The 19995-nt window shown below is 43.0% G+C and carries 18 protein-coding genes; 17 read left to right on the top strand and 1 reads right to left on the bottom strand.

Annotated elements, in window-relative coordinates:
- Positions 1-13: 13 nt before the first annotated feature.
- Positions 14-1735 carry an Rqc2 family fibronectin-binding protein gene (locus tag ABOA58_RS08580; RefSeq protein ID WP_350301969.1) on the bottom strand — a complete coding sequence of 574 codons (1722 nt, stop codon included), beginning with the start codon at positions 1733-1735 and terminating at the stop codon, positions 14-16.
- Between the two features lie 294 nt (positions 1736-2029).
- Between ABOA58_RS08580 and ABOA58_RS08585 the strand changes: the two genes are divergently transcribed.
- The 17 genes from ABOA58_RS08585 to ABOA58_RS08665 all read left to right on the top strand — a co-directional run bounded on the left by ABOA58_RS08585 (position 2030) and on the right by ABOA58_RS08665 (position 19988).
- Positions 2030-2158, top strand: coding sequence for a hypothetical protein (locus ABOA58_RS08585; RefSeq protein WP_260357047.1), 129 nt, complete (start codon positions 2030-2032; stop codon positions 2156-2158).
- A complete protein-coding gene (locus ABOA58_RS08590) occupies positions 2158-4836 on the top strand; it encodes a cation-translocating P-type ATPase (RefSeq protein WP_350302825.1) in 2679 nt (892 codons plus the stop codon). The genes ABOA58_RS08585 and ABOA58_RS08590 overlap by 1 nt, the downstream gene beginning before the upstream one ends.
- Before the next feature lie 155 nt (positions 4837-4991).
- A complete protein-coding gene (locus tag ABOA58_RS08595) occupies positions 4992-5867 on the top strand; it encodes a YicC/YloC family endoribonuclease (protein ID WP_350301970.1) in 876 nt (291 codons plus the stop codon).
- A 53-nt stretch (positions 5868-5920) separates the two neighbouring features.
- Positions 5921-6184: an extracellular matrix/biofilm regulator RemA gene (gene remA, locus ABOA58_RS08600; protein WP_034313813.1), complete on the top strand. Its 264-nt coding sequence runs from the start codon at positions 5921-5923 to the stop codon at positions 6182-6184.
- A gap of 10 nt (positions 6185-6194) precedes the next feature.
- A complete protein-coding gene (gene gmk / locus ABOA58_RS08605; protein ID WP_034313809.1) occupies positions 6195-6809 on the top strand; it encodes a guanylate kinase in 615 nt (204 codons plus the stop codon).
- Positions 6810-6812: 3 nt separating this feature from the next.
- A complete protein-coding gene (rpoZ, locus tag ABOA58_RS08610; protein WP_098371057.1) occupies positions 6813-7019 on the top strand; it encodes a DNA-directed RNA polymerase subunit omega in 207 nt (68 codons plus the stop codon).
- A gap of 260 nt (positions 7020-7279) precedes the next feature.
- Entirely contained in the window at positions 7280-8488 is a 1209-nt protein-coding gene (gene coaBC, locus ABOA58_RS08615) for a bifunctional phosphopantothenoylcysteine decarboxylase/phosphopantothenate--cysteine ligase CoaBC (protein WP_350301971.1), read from the top strand.
- A 6-nt stretch (positions 8489-8494) separates the two neighbouring features.
- Positions 8495-10906: a primosomal protein N' gene (gene priA / locus ABOA58_RS08620; RefSeq protein WP_350301972.1), complete on the top strand. Its 2412-nt coding sequence runs from the start codon at positions 8495-8497 to the stop codon at positions 10904-10906.
- Positions 10907-11001: 95 nt separating this feature from the next.
- On the top strand, positions 11002-11487 hold the full coding sequence (gene def, locus ABOA58_RS08625; protein ID WP_101224610.1) for a peptide deformylase: 486 nt from the start codon (positions 11002-11004) through the stop codon (positions 11485-11487).
- Positions 11484-12443: a methionyl-tRNA formyltransferase gene (fmt, locus tag ABOA58_RS08630; RefSeq protein ID WP_350301973.1), complete on the top strand. Its 960-nt coding sequence runs from the start codon at positions 11484-11486 to the stop codon at positions 12441-12443. The genes def and fmt overlap by 4 nt, the downstream gene beginning before the upstream one ends.
- A complete protein-coding gene (gene rsmB, locus ABOA58_RS08635; protein ID WP_350301974.1) occupies positions 12430-13782 on the top strand; it encodes a 16S rRNA (cytosine(967)-C(5))-methyltransferase RsmB in 1353 nt (450 codons plus the stop codon). Before fmt ends, rsmB begins: the two co-directional genes overlap by 14 nt.
- Positions 13782-14876: a 23S rRNA (adenine(2503)-C(2))-methyltransferase RlmN gene (rlmN, locus tag ABOA58_RS08640; protein WP_350301975.1), complete on the top strand. Its 1095-nt coding sequence runs from the start codon at positions 13782-13784 to the stop codon at positions 14874-14876. Before rsmB ends, rlmN begins: the two co-directional genes overlap by 1 nt.
- Before the next feature lie 4 nt (positions 14877-14880).
- Positions 14881-15630 carry a Stp1/IreP family PP2C-type Ser/Thr phosphatase gene (locus tag ABOA58_RS08645; protein ID WP_350301976.1) on the top strand — a complete coding sequence of 250 codons (750 nt, stop codon included), beginning with the start codon at positions 14881-14883 and terminating at the stop codon, positions 15628-15630.
- A gap of 5 nt (positions 15631-15635) precedes the next feature.
- Positions 15636-17678, top strand: coding sequence for a Stk1 family PASTA domain-containing Ser/Thr kinase (gene pknB, locus ABOA58_RS08650; protein ID WP_350301977.1), 2043 nt, complete (start codon positions 15636-15638; stop codon positions 17676-17678).
- Between the two features lie 23 nt (positions 17679-17701).
- Complete coding sequence (gene rsgA / locus ABOA58_RS08655) at positions 17702-18583, top strand: ribosome small subunit-dependent GTPase A (protein ID WP_230177534.1); 882 nt, start codon at positions 17702-17704, stop codon at positions 18581-18583.
- A 1-nt stretch (position 18584) separates the two neighbouring features.
- Positions 18585-19232 (top strand): ribulose-phosphate 3-epimerase, encoded by a 648-nt coding sequence (gene rpe, locus ABOA58_RS08660; protein ID WP_101224617.1) that lies wholly within the window; start codon positions 18585-18587, stop codon positions 19230-19232.
- A gap of 102 nt (positions 19233-19334) precedes the next feature.
- Positions 19335-19988, top strand: a complete 654-nt coding sequence (locus ABOA58_RS08665; protein WP_350301978.1) for a thiamine diphosphokinase — start codon at positions 19335-19337, stop codon at positions 19986-19988.
- Positions 19989-19995: the final 7 nt, after the last annotated feature.

Here is a 19995-nt window from a genome sequence, read left to right on the forward strand (position 1 = left end):
CGCCTCTATTTTTTTACTCCTTTACCGCTTCCTTTAAGCGTATGACGGTATCGGCATCAGGTGTAATATATACGGTCTGCTGCTGCTCATAGATCACGAACCCGGGCTTGGAACCATTCGGTTTCTTAACATGGCGAACTTGTGTGAAGTCAACGGGCACTGAGCTCGATTGCTTAGCTTTACTGAAGAAAGCTGCTAATACGGCTGCCTCTTTTATCGTTTCTTCACTTGGCGCTTCATTTCGAATCACAACATGTGAGCCAGGTATATCTTTGGTATGAAGCCATATTTCATCACGGCGTGCAAACTTATTGGTTAGGTAATCATTTTGTTTATTATTCTTTCCGACAAAAATGAGATCTCCATCTGTAGCATAATATGTTTCAAGCTGCGGTTTTGCATTTGCAGGTTTTTTCATGCCTTTTTTCTTTTTTTGCCGAATGTATCCTTCTTCCTGAAGTTCTTCGCGAATCTCCTCTATATCTCTGGGTGACGCTGATTGAAGCTGCTGATGCAAGGCTTCAAAGTAGGCCAATTCCAATTTTGTTTTTTCGATTTGTTCCTGGACGACTCCGACTGCATTTTTGGACTTTTGGTATCTGGAGAAGTACTTTTGTGCATTATCTGATGGATTTTTTAAAGGGTCAAGCGGGATGGTGACCATACTTTGATCTTCATCATAATAATTGACGACTTCTATTTCCTTCATGCCTTTTTTCATTTGATATAGATTAGCTGTAAGCAGCTCACCGAACAACTGATACTGTTCCCCGCGTTCCGTATCTTTTAATGTACGTTCGAGCTTCCCGATTTTTTTTGAGTTCTTTTCGATTTCATTCGTAATGAAACGTTCTACATCCTGGCTCTTTTGCTTAACCCGATCTCTTTCTGCCTTTCCGAAGTAATAGCGGTCGAGCATCTCGCTCAATGAAGAAAACGTACGTTGATTGCCAGTCAGATGCTGTAGTGAAAGCATATAAAAAACTTCTTTATTTCCATCTTGTTTGATCGTGGCGGCATACTTCTGCTCCGAGATTTCCTGGATAATACTTAAAAATGCTGAAGGAAGGGTCGTGCTGTTGGCAAGTCCAGCCCGGTAGACGGCTTCCTTTGCAACTAATGGCGAAACTCCGGAAAAATTGGCAACAAGCTGTCGATCCAGCTTTCCTGCATTGAAGTCGATATTCTTCCTGATATTGTCCTCGGTAGCATCGAAGGGATTATTCTTTTCTTGTGCGGGTGGAGCCTTATATTCCTGGCCGGGCAATATCGCCCGATAACTGTTTACTGCATGTGAAACATGCTTAATGCTGTCCAAAATCATATTCCGTTCTTTATCGACTAAAACAATGTTGCTGTGACGCCCCATGATTTCGATGATTAACTGCTTTTGGGAGACATCACCAAGCTCATTGCGGCCCTTCACTTCAAAAATGATCATCCTATCAAGTTCATATTGATAAATATTTTCTATCGTGTAGCCTTCGAGGTGCTTCCTAAGAAGCATGCAGAACATGGGTGCTTCTTTGGGATTTTCATAGCTTTCCTCGGTCATTTGCACCCTCGAATAACTTGGGTGGGCTGACAATAAGAGCTTATGGTTCTTACCTCCAGCACGAATAACCAGTATTACTTCATTTTTATAAGGCTGATGTACCTTATTGATTCGTCCACCTTTTAATATAGAAGCGATTTCTTCCGTCATCGCTTTCGTAAATAATCCATCAAATGACATTCTATTTTTACTTCCTTTACATAAGATTTTCTAAGATACTCATTTTGCTAGGCGTTATCAGTGCATCAGGACTCCCCATTTTAGCTAATCACAAATTTAACCGAACTGGGTGAAAAGCTGAAGCTGCCGTTCGGGAATATTGAATGGATGCTATTTTTATAGGTTCCTGAGACTAATCCTAAATTTGACCATCCATCATGATTAGCTCTCGTTCATTCATTATATTATCCGCATCGTTCTTCTTTGCGCAATTCTGTTTAATTATAGCATTATTTTGGACGAGTCTGAATAATCATGGAAGAAGAGCAGGTTGTTTTATGTATCGGTAAGCAGGCAGGTGTTGGATGGGTAAAGCAAAAAGCGCCTGTTGAGATGTATACAGGAGCCTATTTCATTCTATTCAAAGGGATGTGTGATACTTGATGGAGTTCAAGGAAATGAATAATCAAGAAATGGAGAAAGCGCTTCAAACAAACGTTACACACGGTTTGGACGATGATGAAGTAAAGGACAGGCTGCGAAAGCATGGCTTTAACGAATTGAAGGAAGGAGAAAAACAGTCTGCCATTCTTTTATTCTTCGCCCAATTCAAAGATTTCATGGTCATAGTTTTACTTGCCGCGACATTGGTCTCCGGGATATTGGGTGAATATATCGATGCGATTGCCATCATGGCGATTGTTTTTTTGAATGGATTACTTGGTTTTTTTCAAGAACGGAAGGCAGAAAAATCCTTGGATGCCCTAAAGGAAATGGCCGCGCCGCAAGTTAACGTGCTTCGTGGGGGACAGTGGTTGAAAATCCCATCGAAAGAAGTCGTTGTGGGGGATATCCTGAAGTTTTCGAGCGGTGACCGAATTGGTGCCGATTTACGGATCGTCGACCATTCAAGCCTTGAAATAGAAGAGTCGGCACTTACTGGCGAGTCACTCCCGGCCGTTAAATGTTCCGATCCATTGATGAATGAAGTCGAAGGTATCGGTGATCAGGAAAATATGGCTTTTATGGGAACGATGGTGACAAGAGGAAATGGAGTCGGAATCGTAACCGCTACAGGTATGGATACGGCGATGGGCAAGATTGCGGATCTCCTGCAGACTGCAGAAACAAAAGAAACACCGCTACAGCGGAGGTTGGAGCAGCTAGGCAAAATTTTGATCGTCACGGCTTTAATATTAACTGTAATCGTGGTCCTGACTGGTGTCATTCAAGGGCATGACCTTTATACGATGTTTTTGGCCGGGGTATCATTGGCTGTTGCGGCGATTCCCGAAGGCTTGCCAGCCATTGTGACTGTAGCCTTGTCTTTAGGCGTTCAGCGAATGATCAAACAAAAAGCGATTGTCCGCAAACTTCCTGCCGTAGAAACGCTAGGCTGCGCAACGGTGATTTGCTCAGATAAGACAGGAACACTGACCCAAAACAAAATGACGGTGACGAAGGTTTGGAGTGGAGGGAAAATTTGGGATGTCAGCGGTACTGGTTATAAACCTGTCGGAGAGTTTTCTTTAGAGGGAGTTTCCGTTGCCCCGAGAAACCATAATGCATTGCTGCAAATAATTACATTTGGCATGCTCTGTAACAAGGCTGAGTTAAAGGAGAATGGTAAACAATATATTTTAGACGGTGATCCGACAGAAGGGGCGATGTTGGTTGCGGCAATGAAAGCGGGATTGACGAGGGAACACCTGTCTAAGAGGTTTACGATAGTCAAGGAGTTTCCGTTTGACTCGAGCCGCAAAATGATGAGTGTCATAGTGAAGGATGATAAAGATAATCATTTTGTAATCGCAAAAGGGGCCCCTGACGTATTGATCGCCCAGTCCGATACGATTCTTTGGGAAGGAAGGTCGGAAATATTAAATCGGGAGAGTAAGGAAAGGGTACAGCAGGACATGAATGAGCTTGCCTCGCAGGCACTTAGAATGATTGCTGTTGGTTATAAACCCCTTTCAAAAGGAACGATTTTGCTTCAAGAAACCGAAGCTGAGCGCAATTTGACTTTCATGGGACTGCAGGGCATGATCGATCCCCCGCGTCCGGAGGTGAAGCAGGCAGTTAAGGAATGCCGGGATGCCGGGATCAAAACTGTCATGATTACTGGCGACCATGTAATAACCGCAAAGGCAATAGCTAAAGAACTTGGTATTTTAAAAGGAAAAGACCGTGTACTTGAAGGACGGCAATTGGCGGACATGGATGTCGGGGAACTTGAGGAAGTTGTTGAAAGTGTTTCGGTATTTGCCCGCGTTTCCCCGGAACATAAGTTGAAAATCGTAAAAGCCTTGCAAAATAAAGGACATGTCGTTGCAATGACAGGGGATGGAGTCAATGATGCCCCTGCAATAAAATCAGCGGACATTGGTATATCCATGGGCATCACGGGTACTGATGTCGCGAAGGAAGCTTCTTCCTTGATATTGGTTGATGATAATTTTGCCACAATTAAATCGGCCATCAAAGAAGGCAGGAATATTTATGAAAACATCAGGAAGTTCATCCGTTATCTGCTTGCTTCCAATGTGGGGGAGATCTTGGTCATGTTTTTTGCGATGCTATGTGCCTTGCCTTTACCTTTGATACCAATCCAGATCTTATTCGTGAACCTTGTAACTGACGGACTGCCCGCGATGGCGTTGGGCCTGGATGCCGCCGAAGAAGATGTAATGAAAAGAAATCCAAGAAATGCCAATGAAGGTGTTTTTGGAAGAGGGCTTGGCTGGAAGATCATCTCACGCGGTTTTCTGATCGGGGTTTCTACATTGATCGCATTTTATGTTGTATATCGTGCAAATCCGGAAAACCTTGCTTATGCACAAACGATTGCTTTCGCTACCTTGGTACTGGCTCAGCTTATACATGTATTCGATTGCCGAAGTGAACGTTCGATCTTCTCGAGAAATCCATTCGGCAACCTTTATCTAGTGGGGGCGGTATTATCTTCCCTATTATTGATGGTAGCCGTCATGTATGTGCAGCCTTTACAAACAATCTTTCATACGGTACCGATTTCGGGAAGGGATTGGCTATTAGTAATAGGAATGGCATCCATTCCAACTTTTTTACTGGCTGGAACCTTTTTAGCAAGAAAAGCACAATGATATATGATATAATCTTTAAGGTGGTAGAGTCTTGCTCTATTGCCTTTTTATTTTTGTAGTATTTTATTTGTGAGCTAAAGTTTTCGTGCTGTAGCTAATATATAATGAATGTTAAAGGCTAAATTACTACATTATGTTTGATAGGATGTGGAACCATGGTTACCAGTATGACGGGCTATGGAAGAGAAGAAGCGGAAAACGAACAGGTCAAGGTTTTTGCTGAAATTAAGACCGTGAACCATCGTTTTTGTGAATATACGATTCGAATGCCGCGCCAGCTTTTGGTTTTGGAAGAAAAGGTGAAGAAGAAGGCGAATCAATACATAAGAAGGGGACGGGTGGAAATCTTCATTACAGTTGAAGGTGAGAGCCTGGTTTCCAAAAAGGTGAAGATCGATTGGGATCTTGCTGATCAGTATGTGGGATTGATGGAAGATGTCAAGGGAAAATACAATCTGGAAAGTTCCATTACATTACAGGATATGCTGCAACTTGAATCGATTTTCATAACCGAGGAAGTACCTGCGGTTCCTGCCGATTTGGAATCCCTGTTATTGAAGGCTGTCACGGGAGCATTGGAAAATCTGAAAAAAATGCGGAATCTGGAAGGTCAGGAACTGGCCTTGGACATGAAACGCCAGCTTGAAAAGTTTGGTGAGATTGTAGCAGGTGTCAAAATTCATGCACCTTCAGTCGTCGAAAAATATAAAGCCCGCTTGGAAATCAAACTGGCAGAGTTGACTGAAGGATTGATCGAAGACAGCCGCATTGTGACAGAAGCGGCCATTTTTGCTGATAAATGTGATATAAATGAAGAACTGACCAGACTCGATAGCCATGTACAGCAATTTTCAAGGACGCTTACCCATAGTGAACCAATTGGAAGGAAACTCGACTTCCTTGTCCAGGAAATGAATAGGGAAGTCAATACGATTGGATCAAAGGCAAATGATTCAGCCATTACCAAAGAAGTGGTGGAAATGAAAAGTCTGCTTGAAAAATTAAAGGAACAGGTTCAAAATATCGAGTAGTCGGTTTATGATGAACCTAACAAGGTGACAATAGATATGAATGGGGGACAAAAATGTCAATTAAGCTCATTAATATTGGTTTTGGGAATATCGTTTCCGCAAACCGGATCGTATCCATCGTGAGCCCTGAATCGGCTCCGATCAAAAGGATCATCCAAGATGCCCGGGACCGCGGATCCTTAATAGATGCTACATATGGTAGAAGGACTAGGGCCGTTATAATTACAGACAGCGACCATGTTATCTTATCTGCCGTTCAACCGGAAACGGTTGCCGCACGGCTTCAAGATAGAGATGACAGCGTAGAAGAGGGGTAACTGAAACAATATGAGAGAAAAAGGTTTATTAATCGTTTTGTCCGGTCCATCCGGCGTTGGTAAAGGAACTGTAAGAAAGGCGATTTTTTCTCAGCCAGGAACGGCATTCGAATATTCGATTTCGATGACCACACGGCTGCCTCGCCATGGTGAAGTGGACGGAGTGGACTATTTCTTCAAAAAACGCGAGGAATTCGAAGCACTGATCGAAGAAGGCAAATTGCTGGAATATGCTGAGTTCGTCGGTAATTATTATGGAACACCCGTGGATTATGTCCGTGAAACAATCGATTCCGGAAAAGATGTATTTCTGGAAATTGAAGTTCAAGGAGCTAAACAGGTCCGGGAGAAATTCCCTGAAGGACTTTTCATTTTCCTTGCTCCTCCGAGTTTGACCGAACTCGAAAGCCGCATCGTTACTCGCGGAACCGAGACGGAGGAAGCGATAAAAGGACGGATGAAAGTGGCCAAGGAAGAAATAGAACTTATGGATCTGTATGATTATGTTGTTGAAAATGATCATGTGGATGCCGCATGTGCTAGAATTAATGCAATTGTAATAGCCGAGCATTGCCGTCGGGAAAGAGTTGCTGTTCTATATAAAAAAATGTTGGAGGCGGAATAAATTATGTTATATCCATCAATTGATTCTCTATTACTTAAAATCGATTCAAAATACTCACTTGTATCAGTGGCAGCTAAGCGTGCCAGGGAAATGCAAATTAAAGATAATTGCCTCGTAACGAAACCGGTTTCCCATAAATCAGTAGGGCGTGCCCTTGAAGAGATTCATTCCGGTAAATTGACTTACGATAATTCTTACGAGGAAAACTAAAAGAACACATAGCTTGACCTATCGGGCCTGACACCCTAAAGCAAACAGGAGCGTTACATTTGGAAAGTGCTTCCTTCCTGCGGCCAAGGTGTCAGGCCTGTTTGTTTTGGTTTTAAAAAGTCCGGAAGTCATTGATGAAAGCAGGCAGAGATATGGAATGTTTAGGGAAATTCATATGGTATGCGCATTTTCAAATGAAATTTTTTCGGTTTTCCGTCATAATTAGAAGAAAATAGAATGTATAGTTAGGGGAAATTTGCATGCTTATCGATAAAAAAGTACTTCTTTGTGTCACCGGCGGGATTGCTGTATATAAGGCTGCTGCCCTGACAAGTAAATTAACTCAGGAAGGTGCACATGTTAAAGTGATCATGAGTGAATCGGCACGTAAATTCGTGACGCCGCTCACCTTTCAAGCACTTTCGAGAAATGATGTGTATACAGATACTTTTGATGAGAAGGATTCATCAGTCATTGCCCACATCGACTTGGCTGATTGGCCTGATATCATCCTGTTGGCTCCAGCTACAGCCAATGTCATCGGTAAGGTAGCCAATGGAATCGCGGATGATATGATTACGACCACACTTCTGGCAACGGAAGCGCCTGTCTGGGTTGCGCCGGCAATGAACGTGCACATGTACGCCCACCCAGCGGTTCAAAAAAATATGGAGACACTTCGGTCGTTTGGATATCAATTCATTGAACCGGGTGAAGGGTATTTGGCCTGCGGTTATGTAGGGAAAGGGCGATTGGAGGAACCGGAAACAATCGTAGAACATCTTAATCGATATTTCGATGAACGCAAATCACACCAACAGCCTCTTAAAGGAAAGAAATATTTGATAACGGCAGGACCGACTCGTGAAGCAATCGATCCCGTGCGTTACATGACGAATCATTCCAGCGGCAAAATGGGCTATGCCCTAGCCGAAAAGGCAATCGAAATGGGCGCTGAGGTGACATTGATCACTGGCCCAGTGAATTTGACACCACCTTCCAAGGCCAAAGTAATACCAGTGGTATCAGCAGCAGATATGTATGATGCGGTATTCGATCAGTTCGATTCCAGTGACGTCGTAATCATGACAGCTGCAGTGGCGGACTATAAACCGAAGATTTATCATGCTCAAAAGATGAAAAAGCAGCCAGGGGAAAATGTGATTGAATTTGAACGGACAAAGGATATCCTCATGGAACTCGGTGAAAATAAAACCCATCAGTTCTTGGTAGGCTTTGCGGCTGAAACGAACAATGTTGAAGAATACGCAAGAGGGAAATTAGCCAAAAAGAATGCAGATATGATCGTTGCCAATAATGTTACCGCCCCAGGGGCAGGATTTGGAACGGATACGAACATCGTGACTATTTACGATAAAGATGGAAGTGCGACCGAACTTCCAAAAATGAGTAAAGCGGATATAGCTAAAAGCATCCTGGCAGAAGTATCTCGCATGCAAAAGGAATGATGTCATATGGATATAGCATCCGTCATCGTGGATGTACCTGCAAAACAAACGGATCGAGAATTCGACTATCGCATACCTGAAAAGTGGAACCAAGTCATCAAACCCGGAATGCGGGTCATCGTCCCATTCGGTCCAAGAATGGTTCAGGGATTCGTTACAGGCTTAAAAGCTAAAAGCAACTTTGCGAAATTACGCTATATAAAAGAACCAATGGATTTGGAGCCCATCCTTAATGATGAATTGCTTCAGCTTGGTGACTGGTTGACCAAAGAGGCGATGTGTTTTAAAATTTCAGCGCTACAGGCCATGCTTCCGGCAGCGATGAAAGCAAAGTATGAAAAAGTGATCAAAGTCGTTGAAGATAAAAAGGATCAGCTGCCTCCCTTCATTCAAAACCTTTTCGGAAAAAATGATTCAATATCTTGGAAAGACGTGATTGAAGGGGAGAACGCCTCCCTTTTCCAAAAGGAAATGCAAAATGGCAATCTTGAGCTCGTATATAATGTGAAAAACCGACTTAATAAGAAGACAGTCCGTGTCATAAAATCTTTGCTTTCCCCTAAGGAACTGAAAGAAATGGCATCAGCCATGTCAAGCAATGCAAAAAAACAACAGGAACTCCTTCAATACTTTATTGAACATCAAGAACCCATCCCGTTAAAAGAATTGCTTGAATTGATGAACACATCAAGCGGTACCGTCAAATCCCTAGTGTCAAAAGGGGCCTTGGCGGAAATGGATCAAGAAATATACCGTGATCCTTATGAAAACCGTGTGTTCGAAAAATCCACTCCCTTTACACTTACAGCTGAACAAGCAGCTGCATTGAAGCCCATCCACAAGAAAATACATCAAGATGAACATGATGTCTTCCTTTTGTATGGTGTAACCGGCAGCGGAAAGACGGAAGTGTATCTACAGGCAATAGCCTCTGTCATTGAAAAAGGGAAGGAGGCCATCATGCTTGTACCTGAAATCTCCTTAACGCCACAGACGGTGAAGAGGTTTAAGGAACGATTTGGGGAGCAGGTAGCTGTCATGCATAGCGGTTTATCCGTAGGTGAAAAATATGATGAATGGCGGAAAATCCACCGTAAAGAAGTAAAAGTTGTGGTGGGCGCGCGTTCCGCCGTGTTTGCCCCTTTTGAAAACCTGGGGCTGGTCATCATTGATGAAGAGCATGAATCCAGTTATAAGCAAGAAGAAACGCCAAGGTACCACGCCAGGGACGTAGCCATTGAAAGAGCAAAATCATATAGGTGTCCGGTTATTCTTGGCAGCGCGACACCTACACTTGAATCTTTTGCGCGAGCCAAGAAAAATGTCTATAAATTATTGACACTTAGCCAGAGGATGAATAAAAATGCGTTGCCAGCAGTGGATATTGTAGATATGCGCGAAGAACTAAGAACGGGAAATCGTTCCATGTTTTCGGAGCTGCTCTTTACCAAGCTGAAAGACCGGCTTGAGAAGGGGGAGCAAACAGTTCTGATGCTAAATAAAAGGGGGCATTCTTCCTTTGTGATGTGCCGAAGCTGCGGATTGGTCATCAACTGCCCTAATTGTGACATTTCACTCACATATCATCGCTTTAATGATATAATGAAATGCCATTATTGCGGTTTTGAAGAGGGAATGCCTTCCGCTTGCCCTGAATGTGAAAGTGAACATATAAGGTTTTTCGGTACAGGCACTCAAAAGGTTGAAGAAGAGCTTGCGAAAATCCTCCCTGAAGCACGGGTCATACGGATGGATGTTGACACGACGAGTAAGAAGGGTTCACATGAGCGGTTGCTGAATGCCTTTGGTGAAGGGAAGGCCGATATATTGTTAGGCACCCAAATGATTGCCAAGGGCCTTGATTTTCCTAATATCACCCTTGTTGGAGTCCTTTCAGCTGATACGATGCTGCATCTGCCTGATTTCCGTTCTTCGGAAAAGACATTCCAGCTGCTGACACAGGTCAGCGGAAGGGCAGGACGTCATCAGCTTCCGGGAGAAGTGGTCATCCAAACCTATACACCTGAGCACTATAGCATCGAGCTTTCTGCCTTTCAGGATTATGATGCTTTTTATGAACGGGAGATGCATCTAAGGAGGCAAAGTCATTACCCTCCCTATTATTATGTTGTCCTTATAACCGTTTCACATGAAGATTTAATGAAGACAGTGAGTGTTACTGAGAAAATCACGAATTATTTAGGCTCACGATTGAATCGGGATTCTATCGTACTAGGTCCGGTTGCTTCGCCCATTAGTCGAATCAACAATAGATATCGCTATCAATGTCTGATAAAATACAAACGAGAGCCGGACCTGAATCTGCATTTACGCACACTTTTGGAGCATTACCAAAAAGAAACCGCTCAGAATCAGCTGCAGATTTCAATAGATTTAAATCCACAGATCATGATGTAATTGTTTAAGAGATGGATGATTACCGCGAGCTGTTACAGCTTGCGTTTTTATATAATGAAGTGCTGTTTTTCATATCTAGGAGGTTACCTTTAATTTTGGCTATTTTACCGATTGTCTTGTTTCCTGAAAAAATTTTACAACAAAAATGCGATAAAGTAACAAGTTTTGATAAAAAGTTGGCAAAGCTGTTAAATAACATGTATGAAACGATGGTGGAGGCGGATGGCGTTGGACTTGCAGCACCTCAGGTTGGTGTGAAAAAGCAAGTGGCCGTCGTTGAAATAGAGGAAGGATCAGGTGCAATCGAACTGATTAATCCGGAAGTGCTGGAAATGGAAGGCGAACAGACAGGTGTTGAAGGATGCTTGAGCTTCCCGAGTTTATATGGCGAAGTAACGCGTCCATACCGTGTCAAAGTCCGGGCACAAGACCGAAAAGGATCTTTTTTCGAGATAGAAGCGGAAGATTTCCTTGCAAGGGCCCTTCAGCACGAAATCGATCATCTGCAAGGAGTTTTATTTACAAGTAAGGTTTCCCGGTATATTTCGGAAGAAGAGTTAGAAAGGTATGGAGAAGAATGACGAAAATAATATTTATGGGTACACCGGACTTTTCAGTGCCGGTATTGAGAAGAATCATTGATGAAGGGTATGATGTGATCGCTGTTGTCACACAGCCCGATCGTCCAGTAGGCCGCAAAAAGGTGCTAACGCCGCCTCCAGTTAAGGTCGAAGCCGAAAAGCATGGGATTCCCGTTTATCAGCCCGAAAAAATCCGTAAAAAAGAAGAACTTGAAAAGATCATCGCATTGAATGCTGACTTGGTGGTGACGGCGGCTTTCGGACAAATCCTTCCGAATGAATTGCTGGATGCCCCTAAGTACGGATGTATTAATGTACATGCCTCCCTGCTTCCAGAACTGCGTGGAGGGGCGCCCATTCATTATTCCATTTTACAGGGGAAAGAAAAGACTGGGATAACCATCATGTATATGGCGGAAAAATTGGATGCCGGTGATATATTGACTCAGGCGGAAGTTGCTATAGAGGAACAAGATAATGTCGGAACGCTGCATGATAAATTAAGCAAGATAGGGTCGGATTTACTTGCAGAGACACTTCCGAAACTTATTAATGAGGAGTTACAGCCGATCAAGCAGGATGAGGCTAAAGCGTCTTTTGCACCTAACATCAAGCGGTCAGAGGAAAGAATCGACTGGTCGAAATCAGGGGAAGACATCTATAACCATGTACGCGGCCTGAATCCTTGGCCTGTTGCTTATACAACCTTAGACGGGTCCATTTTGAAGATTTGGCAGGTAAAGAAACTTGAAGATGGCAATCAGGCTGTGCCGGGCACGGTCATTGATGTACAAAATGATGGTTTCATCGTTTCGACAGGCAATGAGACGGCAATACTGGTTACAGAACTGCAGCCTTCAGGAAAGAAAAAAATGCCGGCGAAAGATTACTTGCGCGGAGCCGGATCGTTCATTAAAGCAGGCATGAAGTTAGGAGAACAGAATGAAGCAAACTAAAAAGGGAGTACGTGAAATCGCTCTCGATATTTTGGAATCTGTGGAGAAAAACCAATCCTACAGTAACCTATTATTGAACAACTTGATTAAAAAGCACCAGTTATCCGTCGTGGACAGCGGTTTGCTTACAGAAATAAGCTACGGTACCATACAGCGTAAGATGACTTTGGATTATTATTTGAACCCATATATTAAACAACCTAAAAAAACGCAAAGCTGGGTCATCAATTTACTTAGGCTTTCCGTTTACCAAATGGTCTATTTAGATAAAGTGCCTGATCATGCAATCATTTTCGAGGCTGTAGAAATTTCCAAAAAACGCGGACACAAGGGTACATCTTCGATGGTCAATGGCGTGCTTCGCAACATCCAAAGGAATGGTGTTCCTTCTTTAGATGAAATTAAAGATGATCTGGAACGGCTTTCCATAGAAGTAAGTCATCCAATTTGGCTTGTAAAGCGCTGGGTAGAGCAATTTGGCTATGAAAAAACCAAGGAAATGTGTGAAATCAACTTAACTGCGCCATTACAGACGGGGCGGGTTAATTTAAAGAAGATTTCACGCCGTGAACTGATCAGCATATTAACGGAAGAAGGATATGATGTTGAAGCAAGTGAAGTCGTTCCCGAAGCAATTGTCAGCTATAAAGGGAATCTTGCTCATTCAGAAAGCTATAAGTTGGGTTATTTATCGATTCAGGACGAGAGTTCAATGCTTGTTGCCCATGCATTGGGTGCGAATGAAAATGATGCTGTACTCGATTGCTGTGCCGCACCTGGAGGGAAAACGACACATATCGCAGAAGGCTTGACCACTGGACAAGTATATGCCCTCGACCTTCATGAGCATAAGGTCAAGCTCATTAAAGAGCAGGCGGAGCGCCTAAAGCTCAGAAACAATATTAAGACAATGGCCCTTGATAGCAGAAAAGTGCAAGAACACTTCAATAAGGAAGGTTTTGACAGGGTCCTGATCGATGCACCATGTTCCGGGTTGGGAGTCATGCGCCGGAAGCCTGATGTAAAGTACACTAAAACAAAAGATGATATAATGAAACTCTCAAGTATACAAAAACAATTATTGGAATCGGCTGCCCCGCTTGTTAAGCAAGGCGGACGGTTAGTATATAGTACCTGTACGGTGGATAAAGAAGAAAATGACAAAGTCGCTGCAGCATTTTTGGAAAGCCACCCGGATTTTGAAAGCGATGCAACCTTGTCCGCAAGAATGCCTGAAAGCGTTCAGCCATTCATCGAGGGTCATACGCTGCAAGTTTTTCCGCAATATTTTAGCAGTGACGGATTCTTTATTGCGAGTTTTAGAAAGAAGGTGCTGTAATGGCAGAAATCACTAAATCATCTAGAGTAAGAAAAGATACGACACCAGAAAAACCGTCGATTTACTCATTGGAGCTACACCAAATTAAAGAATGGCTTGTTCAAAATGGAGAAAAGGCATTCCGGGCCGATCAAGTATATGACTGGCTTTATAAAAAACGTGTCTCCAGTTTTGAAGACATGTCCAACCTTTCGAAATCATTACGGGATAAGCTGGAATCGCAATTCACCTTCACAACTTTGAAAACTTTGATTCAGCAAACGTCCAATGACGGAACGATGAAGTTTTTATTTGAACTCCAAGATGGTTATTCGATAGAAACGGTGCTTATGCGCCATGAATACGGAAACTCCATTTGCGTGACAACGCAGGTAGGATGTAGAATTGGCTGTACATTCTGTGCGTCGACATTAGGCGGTTTAAAGCGGAATCTTGAATCAGGGGAAATAGTTGCCCAGGTCGTAAAGGTTCAGCAAGCACTTGACGAATCGGAAGAACGTGTTAGTTCTGTCGTAATCATGGGTATAGGTGAACCGTTTGATAACTACGATAATATGATGTCATTCTTGAAGAATATAAACCATGAAAAGGGCTTGAACATCGGGGCACGTCATATTACCGTTTCCACAAGTGGAATCATTCCTAAGATCTATAAGTTTGCCGAAGAAAGCATGCAAATAAACTTTGCTGTTTCCCTTCATGCACCGAATACGGAATTGAGAAGTAAATTGATGCCGATCAATAAGGCCTACAAACTTCCAGACTTGATCGAAGCAATCAAGTACTATACAGAAAAAACAGGTCGCCGTGTAAGTTTTGAATATGGTCTATTCGGTGGCGAGAATGATACAGTGGAGCACGCTGAAGAATTAGCAACTTTAATAAAAGGGATAAAATGCCATGTTAACTTAATACCGGTTAACTATGTACCTGAACGCAACTATGTACGAACACCTCGGGACCAAATTTTTGAGTTTGAAAAAACATTGAAGAAGCGCGGCATTAATGTAACGATCCGAAGGGAACAAGGCAGTGATATTGACGCAGCCTGCGGCCAGCTTCGGGCCAAGGAGCGCAAAGAAGAGACGAGGTGACCCTATGAGGGCAATATTTAAGACAGACCGTGGAAAAGTCCGCCAGCATAATGAAGATAATGGCGGAATCTTTAAGAACTCGGAAGGCGTTCGCCTTGCCATCGTTGCAGATGGCATGGGCGGCCACCGTGCCGGGGATGTAGCCAGTGCAATGACGATAAACCTTCTGAAAAAGGGCTGGGAAGTATCAACCGGAATCGAAACGGCAAATGATGCCGAGGATTGGCTGAAGCAGCAAATCTTCTCGGTCAATCAGTTGCTTTTTGAACATGCAGAAGCGAATACGGAATGTAAAGGCATGGGGACCACCATTGTTGCAGCCATTTGCACCGACAAGTTTGCTACGATTGCCAACATCGGGGACAGCCGGTGTTATTTGTATAATGAGAGCGGTTTTAAGCAGGTCACGGAAGATCATTCACTCGTTAACGAATTGGTCCGTTCCGGGCAGATATCGAAGGAAGATGCCGAAAACCATCCACGGAAAAATGTTTTATTACGAGCCTTGGGGACAGAAATGCAAGTGGAAATGGACATTATGACGGTAATCTTCGAAGAAAATGATTTACTATTGCTTTGTTCGGATGGATTGACGAATAAAGTGAGTGAACAGGAACTGGAAGAAACGGTAACCAATGGACAGTCACTTGAAGAAAAGGCGAATTCATTAATAGATAAGGCCAATCACTACGGTGGGGAAGATAATATCACACTTGTACTTGTTCAATTTACTGAAGAAAGTGAAAGCAGGTGAATTGAATGTTGATTGGTAGAAGAATCAACGGCCGTTATAAACTGATCGAGATGGTCGGCGGCGGCGGTATGGCGAATGTTTACCTTGCAAGGGATATGATCTTAGATAGGGATGTCGCATTGAAAATCCTTCGCATGGACTTTAATAATGACGAGGAGTTCATCAAGCGCTTCAATCGGGAAGCCCAATCGGCAACCAGTTTGGCCCATCCCAATATCGTAAGCATTTATGATGTTGGTGAAGAAGATTCCATCTATTATATTGTAATGGAATACGTTGACGGGTTTACACTTAAGCAATACATACAAAAATATTATCCAATTCCAGTTGATGAAGCCTTGGATATCATGAGGCAAATCACGGCAGCGATTTCCCATGCCCATCATAATGGGATCATTCATCGTGATATCAAGCCACAGAACATTTTGATTGATAAAGAAGGAACCGTCAAGATTACGGACTTCGGCATTGCATTGGCACTAAGTGCAACAAACATCACGCAGACCAACGCAGTCTTGGGCTCGGTTCATTATTTATCTCCGGAACAGGCCAGAGGCGGTATGGCCAATAAGAAGTCGGACATTTATTCACTTGGCATCGTCATGTTTGAATTGTTGACGGGAAGATTGCCATTTTCGGGTGAATCAGCCGTGTCGATAGCTCTTAAACATTTACAATCGGAAACTCCGTCGCCAAAACGCTGGAACTCTGAAATACCACAGAGTGTGGAGAATATTATCTTGAAAGCGACAGCCAAAGATTCATATTACCGCTATGAGAGCGTAGACTCGATGGAAGATGACATACGGACGTCGCTTAATCCTGAGCGTTTAAATGAACTGCCTTTTGCCATTCCCGAAGATCATGATGCAACAAAAGCCATCCCCGTCATAACGGATGATCAGCTTTCCAGCGTCGATGAGACAATCATAAGGGGTCCTGAAAAAAATACTTTAGTTTATGCGGATGATGAGGAAAGTGATTCTGTAGCAGAGAGTAAATCGAAAAAGAAACAGAAGAAACAGAAGAAACAAAAGAAACAGAAAAAACAAAAAAACAAGTCGGAACATAAAGGTAAAAAACGAAAGAACATGCCTGCAATCCTGGTGACCACCTTTTTAGTTCTCGCCCTGCTTGCTGTTTTATCTGTCACTGTTTTACCTCCCCTCCTTGTCTCGAAGGAAGTGACGATCCCGGACCTTAAAGGGGAAGAATTGGATGATGCCATTACTGAATTGCTTGAATTGGATCTGAAAGTTGGAGAAACGATCGGGATTGAAGATGAAGAGGTTGAAGCTGGTCTTGTGATCAAAACCAACCCTAAGGAAGGTAAGACGGTCAAGGAAGGTGCAGTGATCGATATTTATCAAAGCATTGGTAAAGAGACGATTTCATTGTCCAGCTATGAAGGTCGAGAATACTCTGATGTTAAATCCCTGCTTGATAAAATGGGATTCAAAAACATAAGCGTTACTGAAAAATATGATGACAGTGCAGCCGGCACGATCATTGAACAATCGCCCTCGGGTGCCACTGAGGTCGTACCATCCGAAACGGAGCTCGAGTTAACGGTCAGTAAAGGGGCAGATCTCCTGAGCTTGAAGAACTTAACGGGGTTCAATAAAGCTGGCCTTGATGATTATTCCAGTGAAAGTGGAATAAAGATCGATGTCGAAGAAGAAATCTATGATGATTCCGTAGCGGAGGGGCTTGTCATTTCCCAGTCACCGGAACCTGCTACGAAGGTGGAAAAGGGCAGTACTGTGAAAGTGGTCATTTCAAAAGGGAAAGAAGAGATTCCTCCCAAGAGTGTAACGGAGGAAATCAAAATCGAGTATGATCCGGTTGAGCCAGGCAAAACGCAAAAAATACAAATTTTCATCGAGGATATCGACAATAGCATGACGGAGCCTCAAGAAACATTCTATATAAGGGAAGATGCGAAGAGAACGATCGAATTAATGGTTTCCCCGGATAAGAAAGCAGGATATAAAGTCATGCGGGACAATCAGGTCATCATTGACGAATCCGTCTCATATCCAGAATAAATTTAATAATTAGGAGTGTGGTTATGCCCGAAGGAAAAATTATCAAAGCATTAAGTGGATTTTATTATGTCCTTGATGGTGAAGAGGTCTATCAATGCCGTGGAAGGGGCCTGTTCAGGAAGAATAAGGTAACCCCGCTCGTGGGTGATTATGTTGTGTTTGAAGCGGAAAATAAAACGGACGGGACCGTGACCGAAATAAAACCGCGAAAGAATGAATTGATACGTCCACAAATCTCGAATGTAGACCAGGCAATCCTTGTCTTTTCGGCAGTAGAACCTGATTTCAGTCCGGCATTGCTTGATCGATTCCTCGTACTGATTGAAGATAACGAAATCGAACCGATTATCGTCGTGACGAAACTGGACTTGGTTACAGCTGAAAACCAAAAGAAATTGTCTCAGTATATCAAGGACTATCAGAAACTTGGCTATACTGTACTGGAAACATCTTCTGTTACCGCTGGAGGAATTGAAGAACTAGTGCCGTATTTAGAAGGAAAAACCAGTGTATTTGCCGGGCAGTCAGGTGTTGGGAAATCGTCTTTGCTGAATGCAATCAATCCTGAATTGGCTTTAAAGACGGATGATATTTCTTCACACTTGGGACGTGGGAAGCATACCACCCGCCACGTTGAATTGATTCATATCGGCTCTGGACTTGTCGCGGATACTCCAGGGTTCAGTTCACTTGAATTCATGGAAATGGAAGCTGAACGGTTATCCTATTGCTTCCCGGAAATGCATAAGCATGGGGAAGACTGTAAATTCAGGGCCTGCCTGCACGATAAAGAACCAAAGTGTGCAGTGAAGGAAGCGGTTGATGCCGGGGAAATTCCACGTTATCGATATGAACATTATATGCAATTCTTAGAAGAAATCAGAGATAGAAAGCCGAGGTATTAAAATGGTTAAAATCGCACCATCCATTTTATCAGCTGACTTTGCAAAATTGGGAGAAGAAATTCTTGATGTGGAAAGGGGCGGAGCGGATTTAATCCATGTAGATGTCATGGATGGGCATTTCGTGCCGAATATAACGATAGGCTCGCTGATTGTCGATGCCATCCGTCCCATAACAAAGCTTCCGCTTGATGTTCATTTAATGATCGAACAACCAGATCGTTATATCGAGGCCTTCGCGAAAGCAGGAGCCGATTATATAACTGTACATGTAGAGGCATGCACACATTTGCATCGGACGATCCAATTGATTAAATCTTTTGGTGTAAAGGCAGGCGTGGTGCTTAATCCAGCCACTCCAGCTTCCTTGATCCAACCAATAATCGAAGATATTGACATGGTATTGTTGATGACGGTCAATCCTGGTTTTGGCGGACAAAAGTTCATTAAATCCGTTCTTCCCAAAATTGCCGAAGTGAAGGCGATGGCGGAAATGTATAATCAAAATCTGGAAATAGAGATTGATGGTGGAGTAAATGAAGAAACGGCTAAACTATGTATTGAACAAGGGGCGACAATCCTTGTGGCAGGCTCGGCAATATATAATCAAGAAGATCGAAACGCAGCGATTCAAAAGATTCGGGGAAAGTGATATAAGCCGACACTATCATATTCGTATGATGGTGATCGGCTTTTTTTATCAATCAAACATAGGAATCTTTAATATGAATATGTAAAGAAAAGGATGATTTCGATGATTATTAGTATTATGGCTGGAGGTCCGGAATGTTTTTGGCCGGATCTGACATCGTATAAGGAGAAGACTGACCTTTGGGTCGGGGTTGACAGGGGAGTATGGTCTTTGCTTGAAAAAGGTATCGAACCTAGATACGGTTTTGGGGATTTTGATTCAGTTTCGGAAGGTGAATACAGGAAAATTGAGCAAAGGCTGGAACAAATCAATCTATATTCTTCGGAAAAGGATGAAACGGATTTAGAAATCGCTTTTAAATGGGCAATAGGGCAAAAGCCAAGTGAAATTCACATTCTGGGCGCAACAGGGGGAAGAATGGACCATTTTCTTGGGAATATCCAGCTGCTCCAAAAAGAAAGTGTCCTCCCTCATCATGACGATATGGATATATACATAGTCGATCGGCAAAATATATTCACAGTAAAGACAGCAGGTTCATATGAGGTCACTGCTTTGAAAGATAAGAAATACTTGTCATTGCTCCCCGTAACGGCTGAAGTCACCGGCATTACACTTTCGGGGTTCAAATACCCGCTGGATGATGCAAGCTTGGAAATAGGTTCGACGCTTTGCATCAGCAATGAACTAATTTCCGAATCTGGGAATGTTTCATTTGAGAAAGGCATATTAATGGTGATAAGAAGCAGTGATTAAAATTCAT

The sequence above is a fragment of the Peribacillus frigoritolerans genome (genome assembly GCF_040250305.1).
Classification (GTDB): domain Bacteria; phylum Bacillota; class Bacilli; order Bacillales; family DSM-1321; genus Peribacillus.